Origin of the sequence: Pseudomonas sp. Ps21-P2, assembly GCF_039672565.1 — a bacterium.
In the GTDB taxonomy this organism is placed as follows: Bacteria; Pseudomonadota; Gammaproteobacteria; order Pseudomonadales; family Pseudomonadaceae; genus Aquipseudomonas.
Window position 1 is genome coordinate 513,105 of record NZ_JBDFPL010000001.1, and the last position, 25,536, is coordinate 538,640.

The 25,536-nt window shown below is 62.2% G+C and carries 24 protein-coding genes; 9 read left to right on the forward strand and 15 right to left on the reverse strand.

Going from position 1 to position 25,536, the window contains the following annotated elements; translation table 11 throughout:
- Positions 1-199: 199 nt before the first annotated feature.
- Positions 200-1,360, reverse strand: coding sequence for an aminotransferase class V-fold PLP-dependent enzyme (locus ABEH28_RS02255; protein ID WP_346628957.1), 1,161 nt, complete (start codon positions 1,358-1,360; stop codon positions 200-202).
- A gap of 207 nt (positions 1,361-1,567) precedes the next feature.
- Here ABEH28_RS02255 and ABEH28_RS02260 point away from each other — a divergent pair, with 207 nt between their 5' ends.
- On the forward strand, positions 1,568-2,029 hold the full coding sequence (locus tag ABEH28_RS02260) for an Lrp/AsnC family transcriptional regulator (RefSeq protein WP_346628958.1): 462 nt from the start codon (positions 1,568-1,570) through the stop codon (positions 2,027-2,029).
- Between the two features lie 97 nt (positions 2,030-2,126).
- Here the strand turns inward: ABEH28_RS02260 and pcsA are convergent, their stop codons facing one another.
- Entirely contained in the window at positions 2,127-2,846 is a 720-nt protein-coding gene (gene pcsA, locus ABEH28_RS02265; RefSeq protein WP_192172487.1) for a phosphatidylcholine synthase, read from the reverse strand.
- A 287-nt stretch (positions 2,847-3,133) separates the two neighbouring features.
- On the opposite strand from pcsA, the gene ABEH28_RS02270 reads away from it, so the two are divergent.
- Positions 3,134-3,463: a hypothetical protein gene (locus ABEH28_RS02270; protein ID WP_192172488.1), complete on the forward strand. Its 330-nt coding sequence runs from the start codon at positions 3,134-3,136 to the stop codon at positions 3,461-3,463.
- A gap of 67 nt (positions 3,464-3,530) precedes the next feature.
- On the opposite strand, the gene ABEH28_RS02275 is transcribed toward ABEH28_RS02270, so the two are convergent.
- Together ABEH28_RS02275 and ABEH28_RS02280 are read right to left on the reverse strand one after the other, a co-directional pair.
- A complete protein-coding gene (locus ABEH28_RS02275; RefSeq protein WP_346628959.1) occupies positions 3,531-5,525 on the reverse strand; it encodes a U32 family peptidase in 1,995 nt (664 codons plus the stop codon).
- Between the two features lie 122 nt (positions 5,526-5,647).
- A complete protein-coding gene (locus ABEH28_RS02280; RefSeq protein ID WP_346625690.1) occupies positions 5,648-6,028 on the reverse strand; it encodes a RidA family protein in 381 nt (126 codons plus the stop codon).
- A 443-nt stretch (positions 6,029-6,471) separates the two neighbouring features.
- Between ABEH28_RS02280 and ABEH28_RS02285 the strand changes: the two genes are divergently transcribed.
- Positions 6,472-7,329 carry an SDR family oxidoreductase gene (locus ABEH28_RS02285; RefSeq protein WP_346628960.1) on the forward strand — a complete coding sequence of 286 codons (858 nt, stop codon included), beginning with the start codon at positions 6,472-6,474 and terminating at the stop codon, positions 7,327-7,329.
- 96 nt (positions 7,330-7,425) lie between these two features.
- Here the strand turns inward: ABEH28_RS02285 and ABEH28_RS02290 are convergent, their stop codons facing one another.
- From ABEH28_RS02290 to ABEH28_RS02340, 11 genes are all read right to left on the reverse strand, one after another.
- The gene (locus ABEH28_RS02290) at positions 7,426-8,265 is read right to left on the reverse strand and encodes a DUF3618 domain-containing protein (protein WP_346628961.1); all 840 of its coding nucleotides are present in this window, start codon (positions 8,263-8,265) and stop codon (positions 7,426-7,428) included.
- On the reverse strand, positions 8,262-8,693 hold the full coding sequence (locus tag ABEH28_RS02295) for a phage holin family protein (RefSeq protein WP_192172493.1): 432 nt from the start codon (positions 8,691-8,693) through the stop codon (positions 8,262-8,264). Before ABEH28_RS02295 ends, ABEH28_RS02290 begins: the two co-directional genes overlap by 4 nt.
- A complete protein-coding gene (locus ABEH28_RS02300) occupies positions 8,693-9,457 on the reverse strand; it encodes a hypothetical protein (RefSeq protein ID WP_346628962.1) in 765 nt (254 codons plus the stop codon). The genes ABEH28_RS02295 and ABEH28_RS02300 overlap by 1 nt, the downstream gene beginning before the upstream one ends.
- A 292-nt stretch (positions 9,458-9,749) precedes the next feature.
- Complete coding sequence (locus ABEH28_RS02305) at positions 9,750-9,968, reverse strand: PLD nuclease N-terminal domain-containing protein (protein ID WP_282371371.1); 219 nt, start codon at positions 9,966-9,968, stop codon at positions 9,750-9,752.
- A 25-nt stretch (positions 9,969-9,993) separates the two neighbouring features.
- Positions 9,994-11,235 (reverse strand): zinc-dependent alcohol dehydrogenase, encoded by a 1,242-nt coding sequence (locus ABEH28_RS02310; RefSeq protein WP_192172496.1) that lies wholly within the window; start codon positions 11,233-11,235, stop codon positions 9,994-9,996.
- Positions 11,236-11,651: 416 nt separating this feature from the next.
- Positions 11,652-14,333, reverse strand: coding sequence for a DNA ligase D (gene ligD, locus ABEH28_RS02315; protein WP_346628963.1), 2,682 nt, complete (start codon positions 14,331-14,333; stop codon positions 11,652-11,654).
- Positions 14,334-14,563: 230 nt separating this feature from the next.
- Entirely contained in the window at positions 14,564-14,806 is a 243-nt protein-coding gene (locus ABEH28_RS02320; RefSeq protein WP_346628964.1) for a hypothetical protein, read from the reverse strand.
- A gap of 134 nt (positions 14,807-14,940) precedes the next feature.
- Positions 14,941-15,456: a DUF4142 domain-containing protein gene (locus ABEH28_RS02325; protein ID WP_192172499.1), complete on the reverse strand. Its 516-nt coding sequence runs from the start codon at positions 15,454-15,456 to the stop codon at positions 14,941-14,943.
- A gap of 138 nt (positions 15,457-15,594) precedes the next feature.
- Positions 15,595-15,909, reverse strand: a complete 315-nt coding sequence (locus tag ABEH28_RS02330; RefSeq protein ID WP_346629185.1) for a hypothetical protein — start codon at positions 15,907-15,909, stop codon at positions 15,595-15,597.
- On the reverse strand, positions 15,909-16,850 hold the full coding sequence (locus ABEH28_RS02335) for a class I SAM-dependent methyltransferase (RefSeq protein WP_346629186.1): 942 nt from the start codon (positions 16,848-16,850) through the stop codon (positions 15,909-15,911). The genes ABEH28_RS02330 and ABEH28_RS02335 overlap by 1 nt, the downstream gene beginning before the upstream one ends.
- A gap of 41 nt (positions 16,851-16,891) precedes the next feature.
- Positions 16,892-18,247: an iron-containing redox enzyme family protein gene (locus ABEH28_RS02340; protein ID WP_346628965.1), complete on the reverse strand. Its 1,356-nt coding sequence runs from the start codon at positions 18,245-18,247 to the stop codon at positions 16,892-16,894.
- 294 nt (positions 18,248-18,541) lie between these two features.
- On the opposite strand from ABEH28_RS02340, the gene ABEH28_RS02345 reads away from it, so the two are divergent.
- The 6 genes from ABEH28_RS02345 to ABEH28_RS02370 all read left to right on the forward strand — a co-directional run bounded on the left by ABEH28_RS02345 (position 18,542) and on the right by ABEH28_RS02370 (position 25,523).
- Complete coding sequence (locus ABEH28_RS02345; RefSeq protein ID WP_346628966.1) at positions 18,542-19,492, forward strand: LysR family transcriptional regulator; 951 nt, start codon at positions 18,542-18,544, stop codon at positions 19,490-19,492.
- 672 nt (positions 19,493-20,164) lie between these two features.
- Positions 20,165-21,625, forward strand: coding sequence for an NAD(P)/FAD-dependent oxidoreductase (locus tag ABEH28_RS02350; RefSeq protein WP_346629187.1), 1,461 nt, complete (start codon positions 20,165-20,167; stop codon positions 21,623-21,625).
- The gene (locus ABEH28_RS02355; protein ID WP_192172502.1) at positions 21,622-22,596 is read left to right on the forward strand and encodes an ABC transporter permease; all 975 of its coding nucleotides are present in this window, start codon (positions 21,622-21,624) and stop codon (positions 22,594-22,596) included. The genes ABEH28_RS02350 and ABEH28_RS02355 overlap by 4 nt, the downstream gene beginning before the upstream one ends.
- The gene (locus ABEH28_RS02360) at positions 22,593-23,513 is read left to right on the forward strand and encodes an ABC transporter permease (RefSeq protein ID WP_346628967.1); all 921 of its coding nucleotides are present in this window, start codon (positions 22,593-22,595) and stop codon (positions 23,511-23,513) included. Before ABEH28_RS02355 ends, ABEH28_RS02360 begins: the two co-directional genes overlap by 4 nt.
- Positions 23,510-24,523 (forward strand): ABC transporter ATP-binding protein, encoded by a 1,014-nt coding sequence (locus ABEH28_RS02365; RefSeq protein WP_346628968.1) that lies wholly within the window; start codon positions 23,510-23,512, stop codon positions 24,521-24,523. Before ABEH28_RS02360 ends, ABEH28_RS02365 begins: the two co-directional genes overlap by 4 nt.
- Complete coding sequence (locus ABEH28_RS02370) at positions 24,513-25,523, forward strand: ABC transporter ATP-binding protein (RefSeq protein ID WP_346628969.1); 1,011 nt, start codon at positions 24,513-24,515, stop codon at positions 25,521-25,523. The genes ABEH28_RS02365 and ABEH28_RS02370 overlap by 11 nt, the downstream gene beginning before the upstream one ends.
- Positions 25,524-25,536 lie beyond the last annotated feature (13 nt).

Genomic DNA, 25,536 nt, shown 5'->3' on the forward strand with positions numbered 1-25,536 from the left:
AAGAGTGTACAGCGTCTTACAGTCTTTGTAGAAAACTAACGAAATTAAAGTGCTGTATAAATACAGCTCCCCTTAACTTTCGAAGTTCCAAGCAGTCAGAGGGGACAGGTTTATTTACGGTGAAGCGCTGTAAATAAACCTGTCCCCTTACAATCCTAAGCGTTGTAAATAAATCAGTCCCCTTTCTGACTTCAATCCCTCACCAAAACGTCGTAGCCGGCGCATTCACCTTACCAGCAATCACCGCAATCGCCTTCTCCACATCACCCACCTCGGTATACCGCCCCAAACTCAGCCTCAAGCTGCTGCCCGCCTGACCCTGACTCAACCCCAGCGCCAGCAACACGTGGGAAACGCTGCTGCTTGCAGAGTTACACGCCGAGGTCGAAGAAACCGCCAATTCACTGGCAAGGCTGGCGACGTTAAACCCCGGGCTGTCGATGCAAACGTTGAGCGTGTGGGGGACACGCTGTTGCGGATCGCCATTAAGGCTCACGCCCTTCAGGCTGAGCAGGCCTTCACGCAGTTGCGCCGAAAGGGCACTGATGCGCGCGACTTCCTCGTCCATTTCCGCGCTGGCCAGTGCGTAAGCCGCGCCCATGCCGACGATCTGGTGGGTGGCGAGGGTGCCGGAGCGGTAACCCTGTTCGTGGCCGCCGCCGTGCATCTGTGCTTCGAGCAGCGGCCGTGCGCGTTCGCCGATGTACAAGGCACCGATACCTTTCGGGCCATAGGTTTTGTGTGCGGAGAAGGACATCAGGTCCACCGGCAACGCGCTCAAGTCGATTGCCAGTTTGCCAGCGCCTTGAGCGGCGTCGACGTGGAACAAGGCGCCGTGTTCACGGACGATTTGGCCGATGGCGGCAATGTCAGTGACGGTGCCCAGCTCGTTGTTGACCAGCATCAGCGACACCAGCAGGGTGTCGTCGCGCAGTGCCTGGCGCACGGCGTCGGGGTGAATCAGGCCCCGGTTGTCGGGTTCGAGCCAGGTCACCGGGCACCCGGCCTGCTCAAGCTGGCGGACGGTGTCGATGACGGCTTTGTGTTCGATGGTGCTGGTGATGAGGTGGCGGCGGGCGCCGTTGTTGGGGTTGAGCGCGATGCCCTTGATCGCCAGGTTGTTGGATTCGGTCGCGCCTGAGGTCCAGACCACACCATCGGCACTGCAGCCCACCAGTTCTGCTACCTGACGGCGCGCCAATTCAACGGCCTGGCGGGCTTGATTGCCGTAGGCGTGGGAGGTGGAAGCCGGGTTGCCAAAGGTGCCTTCGCGGCCCAGGCAGGTGACCATGGCCTGGATGACGCGGTCATCAACCGGTGTGGTGGCGGCGTAATCGAAATAACAAGGGAGTGTTTTCATGGGGATTTCTGCGCTGTCCGTCGTGCAGAAAATACTACTAGCGTCAGGCTGAAAAAAAATTGATTCCTCAACGGAGATTTAGACTCGGCTTAGAATATATTTCCGGTAAAACCACAATTAGCGGAATATAATTTTCAGCTTCGCTCTTTTTGGCCTATCTTTATCGCTTCCCGGCATATGACTTCACCTGAGGCCACCGCGCATCCCATGGACAAATTCGACCAGGCCATCCTGAGCATTCTGCAAAACGACTGCACCCGTCCGATCGCGGAAATCGCTGACAGCGTCGGCCTTGGCAGCACCGCATGCTGGCGTCGGGTACAGAAGCTTGAAGAGCAGGGCATGATTCGCGGGCGGGTGGCGTTGCTTGATCCTGGGCAATTGAACGTCGCCGTGACGGTGTTCGCCGCCATTCGCACCAACCAGCACAATGCCCCGTGGCTGGGTCGTTTTCACGACCTGATTGCCACATTGCCCGAAGTGGTGGAGTGCTACCGCATGGCCGGCGACACCGACTACATGCTGCGAATCGTGGTGCCGGACATCGCCGGATATGACGCCGTCTACAAGAAGCTGATCCAGCTGTCCGGGATCACCGACATGAGTTCCAGCTTTGCCATGGAGCAGATCAAGTCAACGACCCAGCTGCCGTTGAGTTACACCCTCTAAGCCCGCGTCAAAAACGCCTGGTTAAACCCCGCGCAAAAAAAAGCAGCCATCCGAAGAGGGCTGCTTTTTTGTGCGTCGAATAAAGCCGTCGGAAGAATCAGACGCGGGCTTTGTCGATCCATTCCATGGAGGTGCGCCAGATGCAGATCCCCAGGAAGTACGCTGACATCGCCAGCCACACGAACAGCGTCACCGACCCGTTGTAGGGGTGGTTCATCACCAGCAGGAAGCTGCATAAGAACCACACGGCCGTGACCGCGATGTTGAGCGGCATAAAGCGGCGAACGCGGAACGGGTGCAGGAACTTCATGCGAGTCACGGTCAGCAGCGCCAGGCAGATCACCGTGATGAAAGTCAGCCACGGCGCAGGGGAAAGGATGTACACGCACAGGGCGACGACGTTCCAGGCGGCGGGGAAGCCCTGAAAGTAGTTGTCCTTGCTCTTCATCTCGACGTTGCAGAAACAGAACAGCGACGACACCAGAATGATCGAGGTGGTCAGCAGCAGGGTGTATTCCGGCAGCGGGATGTAGCGGTAGATGAACAGGGCGGGGATGAATACGTAGGTCAGGTAATCGATCACCAGGTCCAGCACGGAGCCGTCGAAGTGCGGCAGGACCGACTGCACGTTGAGCTTGCGCGCCAGGGAGCCGTCCACGCCATCGACAATCAGGGCAAAGCCCAGCCAGAGCAGGCACGCCTTGGGTTGATTGTCGAACAGAGCAATGGTCGCGAGAAAGGCGAGCACCACGCCCGTGGCGGTAAAACCATGGGCGCCCCAGGCCTTGAGCCAGGCGATGCGTTGAATTGGAATCATGGACGGTCCTTCTGGAAATAAGCGGGTTCGGTCGGGTACAGCAGCGGTCGACGGAACCAGAGGTGCATCTATCGACCGGGGATCGGCCGATAAGGTTCATACGTAACCCCTACACGGTAGCAGGCGGCGCAGGCTTTCGTTACTCAAATGTGACGCGAAGCCCCTGAGACGTGGCGGCGCGGGTGTCATTGGTCGGCTGGCCGAGAAAGAAGGCAATATGCTGGCCCCCGTGCAGGGGCGCTGTCGTCAGAATCCACGCCTGATCAGTCACTTAGGCAAGGAATCGCATGTCATTTCTCAGGGCTCTACTGACCTTCTGCGTTCTCGCAACGGTGACTTCCCAGGCCTTTGCACGCCCTCCGAGCAAGAACGAACGCGACCTCTGCACCTGGGGCGCCGGGATGGCGGGCACCGCTCAGCAATACAAACTCTCTGGCCTGACGCTGTACGGCGCACGCAAGAAGATGCAGGCCCAGCACTTCGCCCAGCAGTGGATGCGCATGAGCGCACTGGGCATCACCGAACAGACCTACGACAGTCCTTCAAGGCTGCGGCCGGAAAGCGTCAAACAGGTGTATTACGAAGGATGCATCAAGCACGAAGTCGCACGCCGCTGACTCACCGCGCTGCATCACGGAAGCTCCATTCCGAAAGGTGCAGCGCGGTTAGCGCAACAGGCCCGGATCAGTGGGGGGCGCGCGGGATGGTCTTCAGCAGATCAGCGGGGCTGATATGTCCCACCACCTGCACGCCGCTGCCCGGATGCGGCAGACCCAGAATGTGGCCCTTGATCTTGCCGATCACGTGCATCTCGCACGGCTTGCAGTCGAACTTCAACGTCAGCACTTCATCGCCATGCACCAGCTGCATCGGCGCCACCTTGGTTCGCACGCCAGTCACGCCCTTGGCCTGCTTCGGACACAGGTTGAAGGAGAAGCGCAGGCAGTGTTTGGTGATCATCACCGGCACTTCGCCTTTCTCTTCGTGGGCCTCGTACGCGGCGTCGATCAACTGCACGCCGTGACGGTGATAGAAGTGCCGCGCCTTTTCGTTGTAGACGTTGGCCAGAAACGACAGGTGCGCCTCAGGGTAAACCGGCGGCGGCGAGGTTTCCGGCTTGCGGACACCGCGCGGGTGCGCCTTGATGCGGGCGTTGGTCAAGCTCTCGATGACCTCACGGCGCAAGGCCTTGAGTTGCGAGTTCGGAATGAAGAACGCCTGGGGCGCGTCCAGCTCGATGGCCGTCGCGTGGTATTCGGTTGTGCCGAGCTGGCCTAGGAGATCGTGCAGCTGTTCCAGTGCCTGCTCCGGTTTGTTGGCAACGCCAAACGGGCCGTTCAGCTCGACGCGGGCGCTGATGCCTTCTTCGCTGGTGGCGACCAGTTCCAGACGTTCTTCACGCAGACGCGCGACCCATGACAAACCAATGCGGCGCTCGGCCGAGGTCTTTTGCAGCGCTTGCTGCCAGTTGTGATCGAGGTTGCGGCTGAGGGGATGGTTCGGCCGCAGTTGCAGGCCCTTCGGCATCTCGTTCGGCTCGACGCGGTAGCGGTAGCGCTTCTTGCCGTCTTCTTCGAACTCGCCTTTGGGCTCGGCGATGTTGGCGCGGAAACCCACCACTTCGCGCTTGACCAGCACGTTGAGGCCGTCACCGTTGGACAGCGGCTCATGGGTGACCACCTGCAAATCACGCTTGCCGACTTTCTCGACCACGCCGACCAGCAGGCCGGTGAAGGTCGGAGAGTCGAACGCGCCGATGTCGATCTTGCGGTCGGTGACGAAGTAGTCAGTGCTGCCCCGGTGGAAGGTCTTGTCCGGGTCCGGCAGGAAGAAGTGCGCGGTGCGGCCGCTGGAGGCGCGGGCCAGGTCCGGGCGGTCTTCCAGAATCTCGTCCAGACGCTGGCGGTAGTAGGCCGTGATGTTCTTCACGTAGCCCATGTCCTTGTAGCGGCCTTCGATCTTGAATGAACGCACGCCCGCATCCACCAGTGCGCGCAGGTTGGCGCTCTGGTTGTTGTCTTTCATCGACAGCAGGTGTTTTTCGTAGGCGACGACGCGACCCTGATCGTCTTTCAACGTGTAGGGCAGGCGGCAGGCCTGGGAGCAGTCACCCCGGTTGGCACTGCGGCCGGTCTGCGCGTGGGAGATGTTGCACTGACCGGAGAAGGCCACACACAACGCGCCGTGGATGAAGAATTCGATGGCGGCATCGGTTTCGTCGGCGATGGCGCGGATCTCTTGCAGGTTCAGCTCACGGGCCAGTACCAGCTGCGAGAAGCCGGCCTGATCGAGGAAGCGGGCGCGTTCCAGCGTGCGGATGTCGGTCTGGGTGCTGGCGTGCAGCTCGATGGGCGGAATGTCCAGCTCCATCACGCCGAGGTCCTGCACGATCAGCGCGTCGACGCCTGCGTCGTAGAGCTGATGGATCAGCTTGCGCGCCGGCTCCAGCTCGTTGTCGTGAAGAATGGTGTTGATGGTGGTGAAGACGCGGGCGTGGTAACGGCGGGCGAACTCGACCAGTTGGGCGATTTCGCTGACGTCGTTGGCCGCGTTGTGGCGCGCGCCGAAGCTGGGGCCGCCAATGTAGATCGCGTCAGCGCCATGCAGAATGGCCTCGCGGGCAATGGCCACGTCGCGGGCGGGGCTGAGCAATTCCAGGTGATGTTTGGGCAGAGACATATTTTTTTAGTCGGCACGGTCACGGTCAAGGCGCGCATTGTAGCGGCGAAACGCTTGACCGGCACCCGTCTGCTGCCCGGTGGCGCCTGCCTGTTGAGCGGGGCGCCGGAAAACCCGCGGGATCAGGCCTTGGCGGCCATCGCCGTGACTTCCACGCGCATGCCTTCGACGGCCAGGGCAGCGACGCCAACCGCCGCGCGCACCGGCCAGGGTTTGGCGAAAAAGCGCTTATAGACGTCGTTGAAAGCGGCGCGATCGGCCATGTCGGTGAGGTAGATGGTCAGGTGCAACACGCGGTCCATGGAACTGCCGGCCCGCTCCAGCGCCACTTTCAGCGCCTGCAGCGTGCATTCGCTCTGCTCGACGATACCGCCCAGTTCCAGAGTGCCGTCGGCGCGCGTGGGGATCTGCGTGGACACCAGCAGACCGCCAAAGCCGGCGACGTCCGAGGAGATGGAATCGGCGTCGGGATCCGGCGTGAAGGTGATGTCGTGGTTTGCCATGGGAGCTCTCTTCTACGAGTGTGTGGATGACGGGCCAGGAAACGGCCGACGCTCATGATGTCCGACTCGGAAGGGAAAGGGGAGGCCTGACGGTGTTTCGGCGGGCCATGTGGGCCTGGCTTGCGATCAATTCCTGATACCGATGTGCCAGGGGCCGGCACAAAAAAGCGAGCCGCCCTCACGTTATCTCTGACGCGAAGGCGGCTCCGGGGGGGTTGTCAAATCGGCGGATTCAACGTGATTGAAAGTAGCAGCGGTCGATTCCGTTAGCTAGCTAACATTTAGCAATTCAGTGTTGCGGATGTGGAAAGAATCGACATCGCATCGGTACTCGATGAAACCGCCTGGCAAGGCCGTTTTAAAAAACTCCGAACTCATCCCTCGCGCCTTCAGTCCACTTTTGACGCTGACCGTTTGCGTTGGACTATTTCAAGGAGAGCCCCATGACTGATTACCCGAAACCGCCGTTCAAGCCTCAGCAGCAAACAGTGCCTGGCGATCAGAGCCGAATGGAGCCATACCCGGATTGCGGTGAGACCAGCTACAAAGGCTCGGGCCGCATGAGCAACAAAATTGCGCTGATCACCGGCGGTGACAGCGGCATCGGTCGCGCAGTGGCAATTGCCTACGCTCGCGAAGGCGCCGACGTGGCGATTTCCTACCTCGACGAGCACGAAGACGCTAAGGAAACCGCACGCTGGGTGGAGGAGGCGGGCCGTCAGTGCCTGCTGCTGCCGGGCGATCTGGCCGAGAAGGCCCAGTGCCTGGCGATTGTAGACGAGACGGTGAAGAAATTCGGCCGAATCGACGTGCTGGTCAATAACGCTGCCTTTCAGATGTCCCACAAAACCCTCGAAGAAATCCCCGACGAGGAGTGGGTGAAGACCTTTGATATCAACATCACCGCGATGTTTCGCATCTGCAAGGCCGCAGTGCCCCACATGGCCGCGGGCAGTTCGATCATCAACACCAGCTCGGTCAATTCGGATTCGCCGAAGCCGACGCTGCTGCCCTATGCCGCCACCAAAGGCGCCATCGCCAACTTCACCGCCGGCCTGGCGCAGTTGTTGGGTGAACGCGGCATTCGCGTGAACAGCGTCGCGCCCGGCCCGATCTGGACGCCGTTGATCGTGTCGACCATGACTGACGAAGACGTGAAAAGCTTCGGCGAAGAAACCCCACTTGGGCGGCCGGGTCAGCCGGTTGAAGTCTCGCCGATCTATGTGCTGCTGGGCTCCGACGAAGGCAGTTACATCTCGGGGACACGTTATGGCGTGACCGGCGGCAAGCCGATCCTGTAAGGATTGCAAACGCTGGGCATACGCGCACGGCGGGTAGTGCGCATGAAAAGGGGCTGCCAACGCAGCCCCTTTTTTCGTCCTGCGTACCCTGCGTTGTCAGACCCCCTTGGCGGTGCTCTTCAGCTCATCGGCCATGTTCTTGCCCGCGTCGGACACTGTTTCCCATGTCTCGCTCACCGTCGCCCTGGCTTTCTGGGTGAGGTTGTCGCTGGCCTTGCCGAACGCCTTGTTTTCTTTCTCGGTGCTTGGCAGCGCAGCACCCAGGGCCGCCCCCAGCGCGATGCCCATGGCGGCAAGCGCCAACGGCTGTTCGCGCAGCAGGTAGTGGAAGGTGCCCTGTACATTTCGGCTCTGACGCAGAACCGCTTCCTGGGCATTGCTCGCGGTGGACGACAGGGTGTCTTTCATCGCTGCCGTCTTTTCGCTGGCCTGCTGCTTCAGATCGTCCAGCGTGTGACTGGCGGATTCCCCGAACTGCCCGACCTTGTCGCTGGCCTGATGCGCCGACTCCCGTGCGTGATCCGTCGCGCCGCTGAATGATTCGCTCACGCCGTGGGCTGCACCGCTGAGCTTCTCGCCCCACTGGCCGAACATCGAAGCGCCGCTGCCGCCGGACGCAGCGCCGGGCTTTTGATTCTGCCCAAGCATCAACCAGGAAATGCCCACGGTGGTGAGCAGCATCGGCATCGGGTTGTTCCTGATCGAGGTGCCGAGGTTGCCGAAAAACTCGCCGCCGTTTTCCTTGGTGAACGTCAGTGCCTGGTCGATCAGTTGCCCGGGCGACAGTTTGCTTTCCAGGGCGTCGACCAGGTTTTCGATGTTGGCCCTGCGCGCATCGATGTTGCGCTCGATCGCGTCCGGACTTTTCGCCAGCAGCGGATCGGGGATGTCGCGGTTCAGTTCATCTTCGGTGGCAAAGCTGCTGTCGACGCTCATGAGACTTTCCTCTGAATGGCTTCTTTGTCCTTGCTGAGCGAGTTCATCGTGCGCTCAGGGGCCAGTTGGGTGGCCTCAAGGTGTTTCTTGCCGGATTGCACCATCAGGAAGCCGACGATCATTGCCACCACGCCCACGATCAGCGCGGCCAGCCAGGGCACGAGGACCATCGCCAGCCCATAGACGGCGGCCAGCAGGAGGATCACCAACCCCGCCAGCATGATGACCATGCCGCCGGCGAGGGCGGCGGACGCTGCTTTGGCCGTGGCGACCGAGGTGCGGATTTCGGCCTTGGCCAGCGCGAGTTCTTCGCTGATCAGCGCAGGGACTTCGTGGGCCAACTGGCGGATAATGCCGAGCGCCGATGTGTCGGTGTCGCCGTTGTGGATGCCGGTGCTGCGTGGGGGAAGTTCAGAATTGATCGACATCAGAATTCTCCCCGGGACGCAGGCTTGTCAGGCGCGGGCGTTGACGTGTGCGCAGGGCTCGACGCGGTGCCGGGGTCTGCGTTGAAGCTGCCCAGTTCGGCGCCCGATTGCTGTATGCCGCCACCGTCGTCGAGATCCGTGGTGGCTGCGCCCTGGGCGGTGGGGTTGCGCGGGGCCAGTGGGTCCGGCGTCTGGATCGGCACTCCTCGAGAGGTATCCGCTTCGTACGGGTGACGAGCGCTCAGGCCTTCGTTCTGGCCTGCCTTGAAGCCGCTCTCGCTGTCGCCCGAGGGGTACTGCGGCGAGTCAGGGGCAGATGACGATGGGGACGAGGTTGAGGCGTTCAGGTCCGGACTGCTGGCGCGCAGGAACCGCGACAGCCCGAAGCCCACCGCGACACTGCCCGTCACGAACAGCGCAGGGTTTTCCCGCGCCAGACGGCCGGCCTGCTGCAGCATCTCCTCGGCGCTTTTGCCGCGCATGCTGGTCGCAAACGCGCTCAGGCTCTCGGCGATGTCGCTGATGTAGTGGGAGATGCCCAGGGTGTCCTTGTCCTGTAGCTCTTCAGCCGCAGCGCCCGCTGTTTTGGCCAGGTTTTCGATTTGCTCGGCGGCGCTGTCGCGGTAACTGCCGAACTGCTCGGTGCCGTGCTCGCGGGCCGTGCCGAGCAGGTCTTTCGCATTATCTTGCAGAGTGTGCAGCGCCTCGCCGGGAGACGCGGGGCGCGCTTGGGCGCCTGCGGTGTCTTCGCTGAATGTAGGCATTTGATCATCATCCTCAAATCAATCGGGACATCATTCGGGGCAAAGGCACACTCAGGGACGGGCGCACCTGGCCATCTCACGCGGCAGCGAATCTGCACGCTGTGTAAGGGTGGAGGGGCCTAGGGAAGCGGGAGTTCGGGGTCGAAGACGGACGGTCGAGCAGTTGATCCGAACGCTGGAAAGGCGGGGCCATGATCGATCTGTTCGGGCGTGAATTGATTCAAACGAGGGGAAGGTGAGGGCAGCATCGGCGCGAGGTCATTGCGACCGCGCGCCGTAAAACGGGCGTGTCTCAGCCCTTGCTGTGCGCCTTGGACGTGGGTGCTTCGACGATACCTCGCGGGCCGGCGATGCCCCAGATGGCGACACCGATGACAGGGAAGATGAAGATCAGCACCGCCCAACCGATCTTGGTACCGGACGACTTGGTGCTGCGCCAGACACTGGCGATGGCCCACACGTCGACCAGAAGGATGATCACCGCCAGGGCGATCGAGAAGAGCGTTTCCATATCATTGTCCTCGGTGCGCGTGCCATCACATGGCGGGGATGCCGGTGACGGTTCCGGTTTGGGTCACGGTTTCGGTTTCGGTCAGAGGGATTTCAGGGCTGCCCGGTGTCAGGATGACCTTGCGGCAGTCTTCCTGTTTCTTGTCGAAAATCTTGTAGCCCTCGGCGGCCTGCTCCAGCGACATTCGGTGGCTGATGATTGCCTCGGGGGCAAGGCGGCCGGCCTCAATGTGCTCGAGCAGTTCCGGCAGGTAGCGCTGCACGTGGGTCTGGCCCATTTTGAAGGTCAGGCCCTTGTCGAACGCATCGCCGAACAGGAAACCGTGGATGAAGCCGGCGTACACACCCGGCACGCTGACCACGCCGCCACGGCGTACTGCCGCGATGCACTGGCGCAAGGCCTTGCCGCTGCTGCCTTCCATTTTCAGGTTGGTCAGAATGGTTTCGGTGGTGCTGCCCTTGGCTTCGAAACCCACCGCATCGACCACGCCGTCAACGCCGCGCATGCCCTTGGTCTGACGAATGATGGTGTCGGCCGGATCGTCGTCTTCATCGAAGTTGATCGGGATCACGCCGTAGGTCGCCTGGGCGTATGCCAGCCGGTAAGCGTGGTGGTCGACCATGAAAATCTGATCGGCACCGAGCATCCGGGCCACGGCCGCCGCCATCAGCCCTACGGGTCCTGCGCCGTAGATGGCGATGCTCGAACCCTGGCCGATGCCGGTGTTCAGGACCGCCTGATAGCCGGTGGGCAGGATGTCGGAGAGGAACAGCACCTTCTCGTCCGACAGCGTGCCGGGGACCTTGAACGGGCCGGTGTTGGCTTTGGGCACGCGCACGTATTCAGCCTGGCCGCCGGGGATGCCGCCGTACAAGTGGCTGAAGCCAAACAGCGCCGCCCCCGGTGGAATGGCCTTCTTGTTCATGATTGCGCCGCGACCGGTGTTGGTGGTTTCACAGGCGGCGTACAGGTCCAGGTTGCAGAAGAAGCATTCGCCGCAGGCAATGACGAAGGGGATCACGACCCGGTCGCCGCGCTGCACGGCGGTCACGGCTGAGCCGGTGTCTTCAACGATGCCCATGAATTCATGGCCGAAGATATCGCCGTGTTCAACGGTGGGAATTTTGCCGCGATACAGGTGCAAATCGGAGCCGCAGATGGCCGTGGCGGTCACGCGCAGGATGATGTCGTCAGCTTGTTCGAGGACCGGATCGGCAACGGTGTCGACTTTGACGTCATGGGCGCCGTGGTAGGTAAGTGCTCTCATTGTGATTTTTCTCCGCGATTAATTAGGGGCAACTAAGTAGCGGAGCAGGCGGCGAGGGGTTTAGTTCAGGACTTTGCAGTGTCGGGGGGATTAGCGGTGCGTGCTGGGCCACTATGTGATCACGGTCCCGCTGGTAAAACGCGTTGCTTTGGTGGGATCGGCTTCAGCCGGGAAGAGGCCAGTGGGTGCACCCTCAATTCTGCGGTGTGACAACCGACGCCTTCCCGGCTAAAGCCGGTCCTACCATGAGCACGCGGTCGATTAGTAGGACCGGCTTTAGCCGGGAAGAGGCCGGTGTGAGCGCCATCAGTTCTGCAGTGTGACTACCGACGCCTTCCCGGCTAAAGCCAGTCCTGCAATGAGCACGCGGTCCCACTATGGGATCGCGGCCTCATAACGGAGTGCGCGCGGCGGGGCTATTTGAGGCCAACCCGCTTGCGCATCTGCGCCGTGATGGTCTGCTTGGTTTTACTCAGGTCCGCCCATGGGTCGCTGTCGAGTTCGGCAAGGCGTTCGTGGACGGTGTTGATGTCCCAGGCGTTGGCGCCTTTGATCTCCAGCAGCTCTTCGCGATGGATCGGCACCGACACCGGCAGGCCTTCCCGGGTGCGCACCGAGTAGGCGCAAATGGTGGTGGCGCCGAGGCCGTTGCGCAGGTAATCGATGAAGATCTTGCCAATCCGGTTCTTCGGCCCCGACACCGCCGAAAACCGCTCCGGCAGCAGCCTGGCGATGTGCTTGACGATGGCGTGGCTGAACTCCTTCACGGCGTCCCAGTCGGCTTTCGGCGTCAACGGCACGACCACATGAATGCCCTTGCCGCCGCTGGTTTTCAGAAACGATTTGAGCCCCAGTTCATCCACCACGGCGAGGGTCAGCTGCGTGGCTTCGACCATGGTTTTCCAGGGCAGCGCCGGGTCAGGGTCGAGGTCGAGAATAAAACGGTCCGGCCGCTCCAGATTCTTGGCAACGGCGTTCCAGGTGTGCAGCTCCATGGCGCTCATCTGCACCGCACCGATCAGCGCCTCGATGTTGTTGATCAGCATCACGGGGTGGCCGGTGTATTCCTTGCCCATGGTCTCGATGCCGGGGATGGCCAGGCGGTCGGCGTTTTTCTGGAAGAACAGCTCGCCGCCGATGCCCTCGGGCGCACGCACCAGCGCCACGGGGCGTTGGGCCAGCTGCGGCAGGAGCCACTCGGAAATACGGATGTAGTAATCGGCGAGGTCACGCTTGGTCGCGCCGCTGGTAGGGTCGATCACCCGCTCGGGGTGGGTCAGGCGGATCTTGCCCGTTGTGGCGTCGGTTGGGGCTGCTGATCCAGGCCGGCTTTCTTCGGACTTGGCCGACCTGGATGCTGTTGCGCGTTTGCGCGCGGGCTTTGGTTTCTCCTCTGACTCTTCTGGCTCGGACTCTGGCTCGGAGGTTTGCTCAGCAGAAACTGCCGGAGCCGGAAGCTCTTCGGTGATCGATTCGGCAGGCTTGTCGGTGCGCAGGCCATGGAACACTGCGTGCCGCACCGATCCCTCTTTGGTGATCTCGGCGAAGGCCACTTCAGCCAGCAGCACCGGTTTCAGCCAGTGCACGCCTTTGGCTTCAAAGCCGGTGGGCGGATTGACCACCGCAGCCTTCTTCCCGTGGAGCGGGGTCAACTGGTCGTAGATCGTGCCCAATGTCGCTTCGTTGAAACCGGTGCCCACCTTGCCGGCGTACCTCAATTCACCGCTGTCGGCATCGTGCAAACCTAGCAATAACGCGCCGAATTTGCTGCGCGCGCCTTTCGGATCGGTGTAGCCCACGACGACGAATTCCTGGCGGCGTTTGCACTTGAGCTTGATCCAGTCGCCGCTGCGGCGTGACACGTAGGGGCTGCCGGCGCGCTTGCCGATCAGGCCTTCCATCTTCATCTGGCAGGCGCTGTTAAGCAGGACTTCCGGCACTTCGGCGAAGTCTTCGGAGTACCTGAGCACCTCGTCGTCGGTGCGTTCGAGCACCTTGGACAGCGCGGTGCGTCGCTGCTCCACCGGCACTTCCCGCAGGTCCATGCCGTTCAGGAAAGGCATGTCGAACAGGTAATAAATGATGTTGCCGCTGCGGCCGGCCTCGAAGGCGTTCTGCAGGGCCTGGAAGTCAGGCACGCCGTCGTCGTTGGCGACGACCATCTCGCCGTCGAGCCAGGCCGACTCAAGGCCCAGCCCGGCGATGGCTTCGGCCTGGCGCGGCAGTTTATGGGTCCAGTCATGGCCGTTGCGGGTGAACAGCTGCACCTTGCCGTCGGCGACCCGCGCCATGACCCGGTAGCCATCGAATTTGATCTCGTAGCGCCAGTCGCCTTCGGGGGCGGACTCCACCAGCGTGGCCAGTTCCGGCTTGATGAGGTCCGGGAGTTCTGCAGGTTCAGCGCCCACCAGCTGCGCCTTGGCGGATTTCTTGCGCGGGGCAGGGACCTTCTCTACGGGCTTCGGCTGTTCAGGCCGGGGCTTTGCCAACCTGGACGCGGTCGACTTGCCGCCACGTTTTTTCGGGATCAGGGTGCGCTCGCTGAGCACGCTGTCGGGCAGCGACTTGACCACGTCGTAGTCGGTTTCCGGCCGGGCGAACTCGTCCTGATGCTTGATCAGAAACCACTGTTCCTGCTTGCCGGGAATGTGCGTCTTGACCAGGTTCCACACGCCGCCGAGCTTCTCGCCCTGCAATTCAAATTTGAGTTTGCCCTTGGCGTAGGCGTCGGCGGGGTCGGAGAGGGGCGTCCACACGCCGCGGTCCCAGACGATGACGTCGCCTGCACCGTAATGCCCTTCGGGAATGCTGCCCTCGAAGGTGGCGTATTCGACGGGGTGGTCTTCCACATGGACCGCCAGGCGCTTGGCTTTGGGGTCCAGCGAAGGGCCCTTGGGCACGGCCCAGCTTTTCAGGGTTCCATCGATTTCGAGGCGGAAGTCGTAATGCAGGCGGGAGGCGTCATGCTTCTGGATGCAGAACTGAAGGGCATGGGCTGCCTTTCCGCTCGAAGTGCGTTTCTTCTTCGTGCTGCCTGAGGGCTCCGGCGTGGCGTCGAAATCTCGCTTGCGGTTGTATTCGTCCAGTCCGGCGCTCATGGAAATCCCTCACCCTGCGGCATGTGTCTGTTAAACGCAGAGTTCGCGGCGAGGGCGGAGTTCCAGAGTGGGAGCGATCGTCTCCCTACACCCGCAAACATGATGGCGCCTGGACGGGCCTCTTCCCGGCTAAAGCCGGTCCCACTAAAGGATCGCGGTTCCATAGTAGGACCGGCTTTAGCCGGGAAGGCGTCGGCCCAGACACTGCAAGATCACGATAGCGGAGCAGGTCAAACAGCCCCACGCTGCTCGGTCGCTTCCGCCAGCATCGACAGGGTCTGCTCCATGTCGACGATGGAGGCTTCCAGCGTGGTGAAGCACTGGGCGATGCTCTGCTTGTCGTCCACCGTCTGGTGCCCGGTCAGCTCGGTGACCTCGGACAGCTCAAGGCGGAACAGTTCGTTCACGCTGCCGCGAAGTTCGTTGAGTTGGTTGAGGACAACAGCCATTTGATTGCGGGTTGCATTGCTCATGTCGGGCCTCACGTACTAAGGGGCGGGCGTATGTCCCATGAAGACACTCTGACAGATATGAAAAAGGCAGGGTCTCTAAACCCTGCCTCTCTCAACTAAATGTTCGAATTAGCCTTTAACAGGCACCGTCCGAATTATTTGGCAGCGTCACCGCCATGTGCTTTGGCCAGGGCCTTGGCGTGGGTCAGGTGCTCTTCCAGCTTAGGCAGAGTCGCCGTCGCGAACGCTTTCAGATCAGCGTCCTTACCTTCAGCGGCTTCTTTCTTGAACAGCTCAATGGTTTGTTCGTGGGCGACAACCTGGTTGTTCGCATACGCCTGATCGAACGACTTCGAGCTGCGCAATTCCAGGATCATCGCTTTCGCTTTGTCCATCAGCATGGCGTTGTCAGAGACTTCCAGCTTTTTGGTGTCAGCGATACCTTTGAGTTTGGTGTTGGCGGCGGTGTGGTCTTTCACCATCATTTCCGCGAACGCTTTTACATCCGCAGAACTGCCTTTTTCCAGCGCGAGTTTGCCAGCTTCGACTTCAGCCACACCTTTGGCGGATGCATCTTCAACGAAGTCGTCATTGTCCTGGGCAGCGAAAGCGCCTTGGCTACCGATGGCCATCAACAATGCGAGTGCGGAAGTCTGAATAAGATTTGCCATAGTGAAGTTCCTCTTCTGTCCTTGACGTGGCTTGAGTGCCCGTACTTATTCCGACGCAATGAACGCGTTAATCGTTCAGAGAATTTGATAACGCGCCGCTGTCAGGTCAAGTGTTGCAAGTCTGGCGTCAGCCGCAGCTCACTGTTGCAGTGACTCGAACCAGTTCCGATAGGGCGTATTCATCGCCTTGTAGCGATTGAAATCTGCTGCACCGTCCGACCACCACACCGGACCGCGCTCACCCAGTGCAATCTTCGCCGCGTTGACCGAAGCACGGGCCGCCTTGAGCGCGTCTGCATCGTCGGCGCGTTTGGCGGCTTTGACCGCTTGACGGGCCTTCATCAGCGCGTTCACCCACTGCTGCCGCTCTTCTTCGCCAAGGGCGGGGTTGCTGCAGCGCCACAGTTGGCCCTTGACCACGAAATAGCGGCCATCCGGCGTGGTCGGATAGATCACTGGATCCGCGTCACCGTCAGCACCACGGCGGCAATGCGGTCAGCTTCCTGATAGGTCTCGGTTTCCAGCTCTTCACCGAACACGTCAGGGTCCATCTCGCGATAGGACCAGGCGAGGTCAGGACGGTCGACAAGCTTGCGCGCCTGCTCAAGGAAGAGGTCAACGCCGTCCACCGAGGGAGCGCCCGTGTACAGCAAGACGCTGCCGCCCGGGGCCAGTCGCTCGATGGCTTGGGCCAGAATGCGCACCGAAAGCTCCGAACCGAGCTGATCGCCACCATGGCGGTAGGCGCGTTCCTGACTGTCTTTCATGTAAGGCGGGTTGGCGACGATCAAGTCAAACTCGCCCGTGGTGCCCGCCAGAATGTCGCTGTGGTAGGCGACCACGTTATCGGCCTTGGCCAATGACGCGTTGACGGCGGTAAAGCGCAACGCAGTGGGGTTGATGTCCACGGCCAGCACGCTGGCATCCCGACGGGCACGGCCGATCAAAATCGCGCCGACGCCACTGCCGCAACCGATGTCGACGGCGGTGCGGATCGGGTGCGTCGAGGTGCGCAAATGCTCCTCGATGGCCTGGGCGAAGCGATAGGTGTCGGGTCCGAAGAACACCGAATCGTGGGCCACGGTGGGGAAGGCGGAGTGGACGAACAGCAAATCGTCGAGGCTCGACCAACGCACGTCGCTGACCCACAGGCCGGCATGGGCACGCAGTACACCGGCGGCGAGCAAGGTTTCGAGCTCGGCTTCGTCCAGCAGGCCGCTTTCGAAAGGGCGGCTCCAGCCGAAAACGTCGCGCAGGCTGCGGGCTTTACGGTTCTGCTCACGTCCGTTGACGCGCTGATGGGTCAGGGGTGTGACCGTCATGAAACGATAGTGATCAGCCTGCAGGCGTTGGCCCAACTGCAGCAGCGCGAGGTCGTGGCTTTCGTCGGTCATTTCCGGGGTATCGAATGTCGGCTCGAGCAATGTCTGCTGGTTCATCGTGTCAGGCTTCCTTGCGCCAACTGGCGGGCATAGATTCGGGTGGCCGCCAGACCTTCCGGCGTTGGATGGGAATCGGGAGCGATCAGCTCAACCAGTTTTTCCAGGGGCAGGGAAGGGGCGTTGCGCGGCTGCGCGACGTCGTTTGCGGCCACGTGGCGGCGACGAAAGCGGGTGCGGAACGGGTTGCTCTGCTCGGCGGCCTGCCAGTCACCGGCGATCCAGTCTTTCAACAGCTGCATTTCATAACCGCTGAACACACCGAACATCACCGCGCCGGGGCCGTCGATCAGTTGCCAGAAACGGCTGTCCTGCGGGTCTTGATTGCGCTTGATCCAGCCGCGATCTTCCAGCGCACTCAGCAGCTGACGGCTCTGGCCGGGGGTGGCGAGCCAGTCATTGATCGTGCGCCCTTCGAGGCGGCAATAATCCGAATGCATGTGCTGGCCGAAAGTGCTTTTGGTCTCCAGCATCGAGACCACTTCTTCTTCCAGATCGAAGGCGCGGACGATGTCGGTCGAACCAATGCCCAGATCGTTGAGCAGGTAGCCTGCGCGCAGACGTTGAAGAAATTCACCCTTGCTCTCGTCGTTCGGCAACAGATCCAGTACGGCCTGTACCGCCTTGTGGGCGTGGCCCGAGCTGGCGTTGTCGATGGTCACGTGCAGGGTGAAGTAATACGGGTCGATGCCCAGCTCACTCAGTTCGAAGGCGGTGATCAGCAGGTGCAGCGGCAGTTGTTCGTAGCCGAGGTTGTAGCCCAGCACTTCTGGCAGGAACTCGTCGCTTAAGTGGCCGAGACCCAGTTGAATGGCGCCCTGCAAATACAACGAGTCGTCCAGCTGCGCGATCGGCGCGCAATCGTGTTCGGTGAGCAGGTTGCGGTACAGCACCACGTGGTTGAGTGCTGGCTCACCGTCGCCCAGCTCTTCGAGGTAGGTGCGGATCAGGCCGTGATAGCGCCAGTCATTGGCATGCTTCACCGTGCCGTACAGCCAGGCGCCGTCCACCAGCTTGCTCGGTGCAACGCTTTGCAGGAAGAACAGGGCGTGAGCTTTGTTGGTGAAGAACTTGCGGGGCCCGCCGGCACGGCGTTCCTCCAGATAGACGCGATATTGCTCGGCCACTGAATGACTGTTATTGGCCACCCATGCCGACAGATCATTCAGGTCAGTAGGCAGGTTGGATGGCAGCGTCTTCGCGATTTCCAGCTGCTCCTGAAGAAAATCACGGGCGTTGTCCCGCTCGGCTTCCACCTGTCCGCGCAGCAGACAGGAGTAAAGCGAGTGGTGGGCGCCGTTGGATAAGTGCGCCGTGGCAGAACGCTCGGAAAGAAGCTGTAAAGAGGTCATGGGTAGCCTGCTGACTTTTCTTGATATGTAGGTTCAGAGGGAGGCGGTTCGCGAAAATTCCATCGAGTTGCAGGGCAGTCGATGATCGACACCCGTGGCGGATGAATGGCCGGGATCTGTACTCAAATGACGATCACTGAAGTCAGGATCGTACAAGGACGGGCACCGGCGCCGAGGGTCGGGTAGACGACCTCGCGCCGTTTTCGCCTCACCGTGTAGACTTCGGCCACTCGCGAACCCGCTGCCTCGCTGGTTGCGCGCTGTCTTCATTAACCCCGTGGTAAGGCTCTGTTTATGGATCTGCGTCAACTGGAAGCATTTGCGGCGGTGATGTCCGCAGGGAGTGTCACCGCCGCTGGCAAGATGCTGGGCCGCTCGCAGCCTTCGGTCACGCGGGTCATTCAGGAGCTGGAGCAGGAACTGGGGTTCGCGTTGTTCGAGCGCAGCGGCCCGAAAGTCACGCCGACCCACAAGGCGTTCATGATGTACGGCGAGGTGGAGAGCGCGCTGCTGGGCATCCGCAACATTCGCCAGCGCGCGGCGCATATCGCCCAGGAGGAAAACCATCAGATCAAACTGGTGGCGATTTCAGCGCTGGCGGCGGGGCTGCTGCCCGCTGCGCTGGCGCGTTTGCCCGAGCATCTGCGGCCGCAGCAGGTGCAACTGCAAAGCATGTCGCCGGAGAACGTGGTTCAGGCGGTGTTATCCAAGACCATGGACCTGGGCGCGGTCAGCCTGCCGCTGGAGCATCGCGGCCTGGACATCCACTGGATCGGCGAAGCGCCCTGTGTGGCAGTGCTTCGAGCGGATTCCGAACTGGCGCGTCATGACGTGTTGTCGATGGAGCTGCTGTCTCAGCAAACGCTGGTGACTATGGCCAACCCCTACCGCTTTCGCCGACGCATCGACAAGGCCTTTGCCGATGCAGGAGGTGGAACGCCGCGCATGCTCGACACCAATACCTCGCTGATCGCCATGCAGATGGCCCGGGCCGGGCTGGGCATCGCGCTGGTGGACCCGTTCACCGCGATGGGTGTTCCGGTGGAAGGTGTGGTGGTGCGGCCCATCGCTTGCAACATTCCCTTCTTCTTCGGCCTGATCTCCGCGTTCGCCCACCCGCTGTCGGATGTTGCCCAGGCACTGATTGAGGAAATCGCCCGCTCGGCCCGACAACTGCTGCCCGACATGCTCATGCACGAGGCCAGTGCACACGATGCGCTGCTGCAGAGCATTTATGCGGAATAGATGAGCCACAGGGAAATCTCGGCCGCGCCCGAGGTGCGGCGGTTGGAACACTTCTTGTGGGACCGACTTTAGCCGGGAGGGGGCCGTCATTGGCGCTATAGATGTATCGGATTCACTCGCCTCTTCCCGGCTGAAGCCGGTCCTACAATTCCGCGTACGCCGCAGCGATTTCGCAATGACCCATATCCCTGTAGGACCGGCTTCAGCCGGGAAGGGGGCGTCATTTGCGCTACAGGTGTGGCGGATGTACTGGCCTCTTCCCGGCTGAAGCCGGTCCTACAACTCTGCGCTGGGCGCATCAATCTGCAGCGATGCAAAACCCTAGTGGGACCGGCTTCAGCCGGGAAGGGTGCGTCATTGGCGCTACAGATGCGGCGGATGTATTGGCCTCTTCCCGGCTGAAGCCGGTCCCACAATTCCGCGCTCGGCGCATCAATCCGCAGCGACACAAAACCCTAGTGGGACCGGCTTTAGCCGGGAAGGGTGCATAGCTGACACTCATCCTACGTTTAGCTATATCGATATGCTTTTTTGCGCGTTGCGAGAATAAGGACCGGCTTTTAGTATTCGGATTAAGCATTCATAGTATCCATGAATTCATTATTTGACGGTTTTGGAACGTTTCTTGAATTCAACATCAAGCATCACCCGATCGACTCCCGAGTACTCCCGATGTCCGACACGCTGATTCCCTCAGGTCTTGCCGCACTGGAAAGCCGTCTGCGACAGGACCTGACCTGGCTCGATCTGCCGGCCAGCCCATGGGTCAAACCCGTTTGCAGTGAAGGCGCGCCGGTGCTGGACGTGGCGATCATCGGCGGCGGCATGGCCGGCCTGGCACTGGCGGCGGAGCTCAAGCATGCAGGCGTGGCGGCAGTGGTGTTCGATCAGGCGCCAGCCGGTTTCGAAGGTCCGTGGGCGACCACCGCGCGCATGGAAACCCTGCGCTCGCCCAAACAACTCACCGGCCCGGCCCTGGGCCTGCCGGCGTTGACGTTCCGCGCGTGGTACGAGGCGCAGTTCGGCAGCGAAGGCTGGGCGGCGCTGGACAAGATTCCGCGCCTGCAATGGGCTGAATACCTGCGCTGGTACCGCAAGGTCCTGACGCTGGACGTGCGCAATGAGCACCGGGTCAGCCATGTGGCGCCCCGTGCCGACGGGCTGGTCGAGCTGGACGTCGAAACCGCCGGTCACACCCTCCATCTGCGGGCCCGTCACGTGGTTCTGGCCACCGGACGGGACGGCCTTGGCGGGCCGTGGGTCCCCGATTTCGCCCACACCCTGGCGCGCCATCTCTGGGCCCATTCGGCTGATGGCCTGCAACCCGAGTGGTTCGAGGGCAAGCGCGTGGCCGTGATCGGCGGCGGTGCATCGGCCATGGACAGTGCCGCCACCGCACTGGAATCAGGGGCGAGCAAAGTGGACCTGCTGATCCGCCGTGCCGAATTGCCGCGCATCAACAAGGGCAAAGGCGCTGGCAACCCGGGTATGACCCACGGCTACTGGCGTCTGCCGGATGCCTGGAAGTGGCGCATCCGCAATTACCTCAACACCCAGCAGGTGCCGCCGCCGCGCGGGAGCACTTTGCGCGTCTCCGGCTCGGGCCGCGCGCGGTTTCTGCTCAACAGTCCAGTCACCTCCGTCGCGCAGAACCCGGCCGGCGGCGTGTGGCTGAACACCCCGACCGCACGCATCGAGGCCGACTTTGTGGTGTTCGCCACCGGTTTCCGCACGCACTTCCAGCAGCGCCCGGAATTCGCACCCTTTGCCTCCCACGTCCGTGTCTGGCGCGACCGCTTTCAGCCGCCCGCAGGGGAGAGCGACGCCGAGCTGGCGGAGCTGCCCGATCTGGGCACGTGCTTCGAGTTTCAGGAAAAGACCCCCGGCGCCTGCCCCGGCCTAGACCATATTCACTGCTTCAGTTACCCGGCAGCGTTGAGCTTCGGCGCGGTGTCCGGCGACATCCCGGCCATCAGCGAAGGCGCCAAGCGGCTCGCCCAGGCGCTGATCGGTCAGCTGTTCGTCGAGGACGTCGAGCTGCACTTCGACGCCATGCGCAACTACGCCGAACCCGAGCTGTTCGGTGACGAATGGGTGGCCGGACAACCGACCGCCGACGAGTTGCTTCGATGATCGGCTGGACGCTGCGGCGACTGACTCAGTCCTTTCTGGTCGTGTTGCTGATGACGCTGGTGGTGTTCGTCGGCCTCAACGCCATCGGCAACCCGATGGACATTCTGGTGGGCGAAGACCTCAATCAGGCCGAGCGCTTGCAAGCCATCGCCCACCTCGGTCTCGACAAGCCGCTGTGGGAGCAGTACCTGATTTTTATCAAGGGCGCGGTGCACGGCAATCTCGGCCAGAGCTTCGTCTACCACGAGGACGCCATGCGCCTGATTCTGCAGCGCTTGCCGGCGACCTTCGAACTGGCGTTCTGCGCGTTGTTTCTCGCCGTGGTAATCGGCGTGCCCTTGGGTATGTTTGCCGGCACCTACCCGGATCACCCGCTGTCGCGAATGATGATGGCCGCCAGCATCGTCGGCTTCTCGCTGCCGGCGTTCTGGGTGGCGCTCATGATGATCATGCTGTTCTCGATCAAGCTCGGCTGGCTGCCGGCCAGTGGTCGCGGCGAAACCCGCGAGCTGTTTGGCGTGCAGTGGTCGTGGTTGACCCTCGACGGCCTGCAGCACCTGCTGCTGCCGGCGTTGAATCTGGCGCTGTTCAAAATCTCGCTGGTGCTGCGTCTGACCCGCGCCGGTGTGCGCGAAGTGCTGCCCCAGGAGTTCGTCAAATTCGCCCGGGCCAAAGGCCTCTCGCCGATGCGGGTGATGTGCATGCACGTCATGCGCAACACCATGATCCCGGTGGTGACGGTGCTGGCGATGGAACTGGGCTCGACCATCGCCTACGCCGTGGTCACCGAAAGCATTTTCTCCTGGCCCGGTGCCGGCAAGCTGATTCTGGACAGCATCAACATGCTGGATCGCCCGGTGGTGGTGGCTTATCTGATGGTCGTGGTGGTGATATTCGTGGTGCTTAACCTGATCGTCGATGGCCTGTATTACCTGCTCGATCCCCGGGTGCGCGTGGAGGGCTCGCGATGAACGCCGCTTCCAAACCGGTCCCGTCCCACGTTGGCCTGCAGGCGCAATCACCCTGGCGCCGGGTCGCCGTCGAATTCATCAGCTCGCCCACCGCTGTCATCGGCTTGCTGGTGCTTGTGCTGATCGTGCTGGTGGCGGTGCTGGCGCCGTGGATCGTGGTGCAAAACCCCTACGACCTCATGCAACTGAACGTGCTGGATGCGCGGCTCGCACCCGGCAGCGCCAATATGGACAGCGGTTACACCTATTGGCTGGGCACCGACGGACAGGGCCGCGATCTGGTGTCGGCGATCCTCTACGGGCTGCGCATCAGCCTGTGGGTCGGCATCGGTTCGGCGCTGATCGCGGCGGTCATCGGCACCCTGGTCGGGCTGGTCTCGGCTTACGTCGGCGGCTGGCTCGACGCGTTGCTGATGCGGCTGGTCGACCTGCTGCTGTCGTTTCCGGTGATTCTCATGGCGCTGATGATTCTAGCGTGGCTGGGCAAGGGCGTCGGCAACGTCATGCTTACTCTGATCCTGCTGGAATGGGCGTACTACGCCCGCACGGCGCGGGGTCAGGCCCTGACCGAAAGCCGCCGCGAATACGTGGATGCCGCCCGCGGCCAGGGCATCGGACCGTGGCGCATTGTCGTGGGCCACATTCTGCCCAACTGCCTGCCGCCGCTGATCGTCATCGGCGCGCTGCAGATTGCCCGGGCCATCACGCTGGAAGCGACCCTGTCGTTCCTCGGTCTGGGCGTGCCGGTCACCGAGCCTTCACTGGGGTTGCTGATCGCCAACGGCTTTCAATACATGCTCAGCAACGAGTACTGGATCAGCCTGTTTCCCGGCCTGGCGCTGTTGATCACCATCGTCGCGATCAATCTGGTGGGCGATCGTCTGCGTGACGTCCTCAACCCGAGGTTGCTGCGATGAGCCTGCCTGAAGTCAGTGCCGCGTTGATCCCCACGCAAACGCCAACGCTGGAGGTGCGCAATCTATGCACCTCTTTCTACACCCGCGCGGGCGTGTTGCCGGCAGTGCGCGACGTGTCCTTGCGGGTCGCGCCCGGCCGGATTCTTGGTCTGGTGGGGGAGTCCGGTTCGGGCAAGTCGGTCACCGGTTTTTCCATCCTCGGCCTGGTCGATGCGCCCGGCCGGATCAGCGGCGGGCAGGTGCTCTTTAAAGGCCGCGACCTGACCCAGCTCAGCGCGGCGGACTTGCGGGAACTGCAGGGCAACCGCATCGCGATGATCTTTCAGGACCCGATGATGACCCTGAACCCGGTGCTGCGGGTCGACACGCAAATGATCGAGGCCGTGCGTGCCCATCGTACCGTCAGTAAACGCGAAGCCCGCGCCCATGCCGGTCGTACTCTGACGCTGATGGGCATTCCCAGCCCGGAAGAGCGCCTGCGTGCCTACCCGCACCAACTGTCCGGCGGCATGCGTCAGCGGGTGGCGATTGCCATTGCCCTGCTGCATGCCCCGGATCTGATCATCGCCGACGAGCCGACCACGGCGCTGGACGTGACCATTCAGGCGCAGATCCTCAGCGAGGTGCAGAAGCTGGTGCGCGAGCAGGGCACCTCGCTGATCTGGATCACCCATGACCTGTCGGTGGTCGCCGGGCTGGCCGATGACGTGGCGGTGATGTACGCCGGGCGCATCGTCGAGCAGGGTTCGGTGGCCGATGTGCTCGACCGTCCGCAACACCCTTACACCCAGGGCCTGATCGACAGCCTGCCGAGCCGCAACAAGCGCGGCCAGCGCCTGCGGCAGATCCCCGGCATGGCCCCGGACCTGTTGTCGATGCCGACCGGTTGCGCCTTTGCCGCGCGCTGCTCTCGCGCCTCGTCGGTCTGTGCTCAAGAACCGACCGAGCGTGAGATTGCGCCCGGCCAGACCGTCCGTTGTTTTCATCCCGGAGCCGCCGATGCGCAGTGAATCCAACCCGCTCATCGAGCTGCGCCAGGTCAGTAAAACCTTCGGCACAGCGGCGGACAGCTCCGTTCAGCGTCTGCTGCAACGCCTGCACGTCACCCGTCCACGGCCGGTCACCCACGCCGTTGATAGGGTGGATCTGCGCATTCAGCGCGGCGAAGTGGTGGGGCTGGTCGGCGAGTCCGGCTGCGGCAAGTCCACTCTCGGGCGCATGGTCGCGGGGCTGTTGCCGGTGTCGTCGGGCACCGCGCTGGTGGACGGTCAGGCGCGGGACAGCCTGACCCCGCAAGAGCGCCACGCCGTACGTTTGAAAGTGCAGATGATTTTCCAGGACCCGTCGTCGAGCCTGAACCCGCGCCTGCGGGTGGACCGCATTGTCGGCGAGGGCGCGCTGTTGCACGGTCTGACTGATAAGGCCGGTTTCGACGATTACGTCAGCGCGCAACTGCAGCGCGCCGGGCTCAGCCCGCAACTGCGCCAGCGTTATCCGCACCAGTTCAGCGGCGGCCAGCGCCAGCGCATCGGCATCGCCCGGGCGCTGGCGGTGCAGCCTGAGTTGCTGGTGTGCGACGAGTCAGTGGCCGCGCTGGACGTGTCGATTCAGGCGCAGATCCTCAATCTGTTCATGGACCTGCGCGACGAACTGGGGCTGACCTATCTGTTCATCAGCCATGACCTGGGCGTGGTCGAGCACCTGTGCGATCGCGTGGTGGTCATGTACCTCGGCCGGGTGGTGGAAAGCGCCTCGGTCGATAACCTGTTCGCCCGCGCCAATCACCCCTACACCCAGGCGCTGTTGGCGCAGATCCCGCGTTTCGATGTCCGCAGTACCCGTTATGACGCGATCAAAGGGGAAATCCCCAGCCCGCTGAACCCGCCCGCCGGGTGTCATTTCCACCCTCGCTGCCCGCATGCCACGGCGCGCTGCCGCGAGGAAGTTCCGGCCCTGAGGGAGGTTTCGCCGAACCACCTGAGTGCGTGTCACCTCAACGATCTGTCATGAGCGCGCCCCTCGA

Excerpts from the sequence above, each read along its gene's own strand:
- ABEH28_RS02255 (WP_346628957.1), bottom strand. The coding sequence starts at position 1,360 with ATGAAAACACTCCCTTGTTATTTCGATTACGCCGCCACCACACCGGTT.
- ABEH28_RS02260 (WP_346628958.1), top strand. The coding sequence starts at position 1,568 with ATGGACAAATTCGACCAGGCCATCCTGAGCATTCTGCAAAACGACTGC.
- pcsA (WP_192172487.1), bottom strand. The coding sequence starts at position 2,846 with ATGATTCCAATTCAACGCATCGCCTGGCTCAAGGCCTGGGGCGCCCAT.
- ABEH28_RS02270 (WP_192172488.1), top strand. The coding sequence starts at position 3,134 with ATGTCATTTCTCAGGGCTCTACTGACCTTCTGCGTTCTCGCAACGGTG.
- ABEH28_RS02275 (WP_346628959.1), bottom strand. The coding sequence starts at position 5,525 with ATGTCTCTGCCCAAACATCACCTGGAATTGCTCAGCCCCGCCCGCGAC.
- ABEH28_RS02280 (WP_346625690.1), bottom strand. The coding sequence starts at position 6,028 with ATGGCAAACCACGACATCACCTTCACGCCGGATCCCGACGCCGATTCC.
- ABEH28_RS02285 (WP_346628960.1), top strand. The coding sequence starts at position 6,472 with ATGACTGATTACCCGAAACCGCCGTTCAAGCCTCAGCAGCAAACAGTG.
- ABEH28_RS02290 (WP_346628961.1), bottom strand. The coding sequence starts at position 8,265 with ATGAGCGTCGACAGCAGCTTTGCCACCGAAGATGAACTGAACCGCGAC.
- ABEH28_RS02295 (WP_192172493.1), bottom strand. The coding sequence starts at position 8,693 with ATGTCGATCAATTCTGAACTTCCCCCACGCAGCACCGGCATCCACAAC.
- ABEH28_RS02300 (WP_346628962.1), bottom strand. The coding sequence starts at position 9,457 with ATGCCTACATTCAGCGAAGACACCGCAGGCGCCCAAGCGCGCCCCGCG.
- ABEH28_RS02305 (WP_282371371.1), bottom strand. The coding sequence starts at position 9,968 with ATGGAAACGCTCTTCTCGATCGCCCTGGCGGTGATCATCCTTCTGGTC.
- ABEH28_RS02310 (WP_192172496.1), bottom strand. The coding sequence starts at position 11,235 with ATGAGAGCACTTACCTACCACGGCGCCCATGACGTCAAAGTCGACACC.
- ligD (WP_346628963.1), bottom strand. The coding sequence starts at position 14,333 with ATGAGCGCCGGACTGGACGAATACAACCGCAAGCGAGATTTCGACGCC.
- ABEH28_RS02320 (WP_346628964.1), bottom strand. The coding sequence starts at position 14,806 with ATGAGCAATGCAACCCGCAATCAAATGGCTGTTGTCCTCAACCAACTC.
- ABEH28_RS02325 (WP_192172499.1), bottom strand. The coding sequence starts at position 15,456 with ATGGCAAATCTTATTCAGACTTCCGCACTCGCATTGTTGATGGCCATC.
- ABEH28_RS02335 (WP_346629186.1), bottom strand. The coding sequence starts at position 16,850 with ATGACCGACGAAAGCCACGACCTCGCGCTGCTGCAGTTGGGCCAACGC.
- ABEH28_RS02340 (WP_346628965.1), bottom strand. The coding sequence starts at position 18,247 with ATGACCTCTTTACAGCTTCTTTCCGAGCGTTCTGCCACGGCGCACTTA.
- ABEH28_RS02345 (WP_346628966.1), top strand. The coding sequence starts at position 18,542 with ATGGATCTGCGTCAACTGGAAGCATTTGCGGCGGTGATGTCCGCAGGG.
- ABEH28_RS02350 (WP_346629187.1), top strand. The coding sequence starts at position 20,165 with ATGTCCGACACGCTGATTCCCTCAGGTCTTGCCGCACTGGAAAGCCGT.
- ABEH28_RS02355 (WP_192172502.1), top strand. The coding sequence starts at position 21,622 with ATGATCGGCTGGACGCTGCGGCGACTGACTCAGTCCTTTCTGGTCGTG.
- ABEH28_RS02360 (WP_346628967.1), top strand. The coding sequence starts at position 22,593 with ATGAACGCCGCTTCCAAACCGGTCCCGTCCCACGTTGGCCTGCAGGCG.
- ABEH28_RS02365 (WP_346628968.1), top strand. The coding sequence starts at position 23,510 with ATGAGCCTGCCTGAAGTCAGTGCCGCGTTGATCCCCACGCAAACGCCA.
- ABEH28_RS02370 (WP_346628969.1), top strand. The coding sequence starts at position 24,513 with ATGCGCAGTGAATCCAACCCGCTCATCGAGCTGCGCCAGGTCAGTAAA.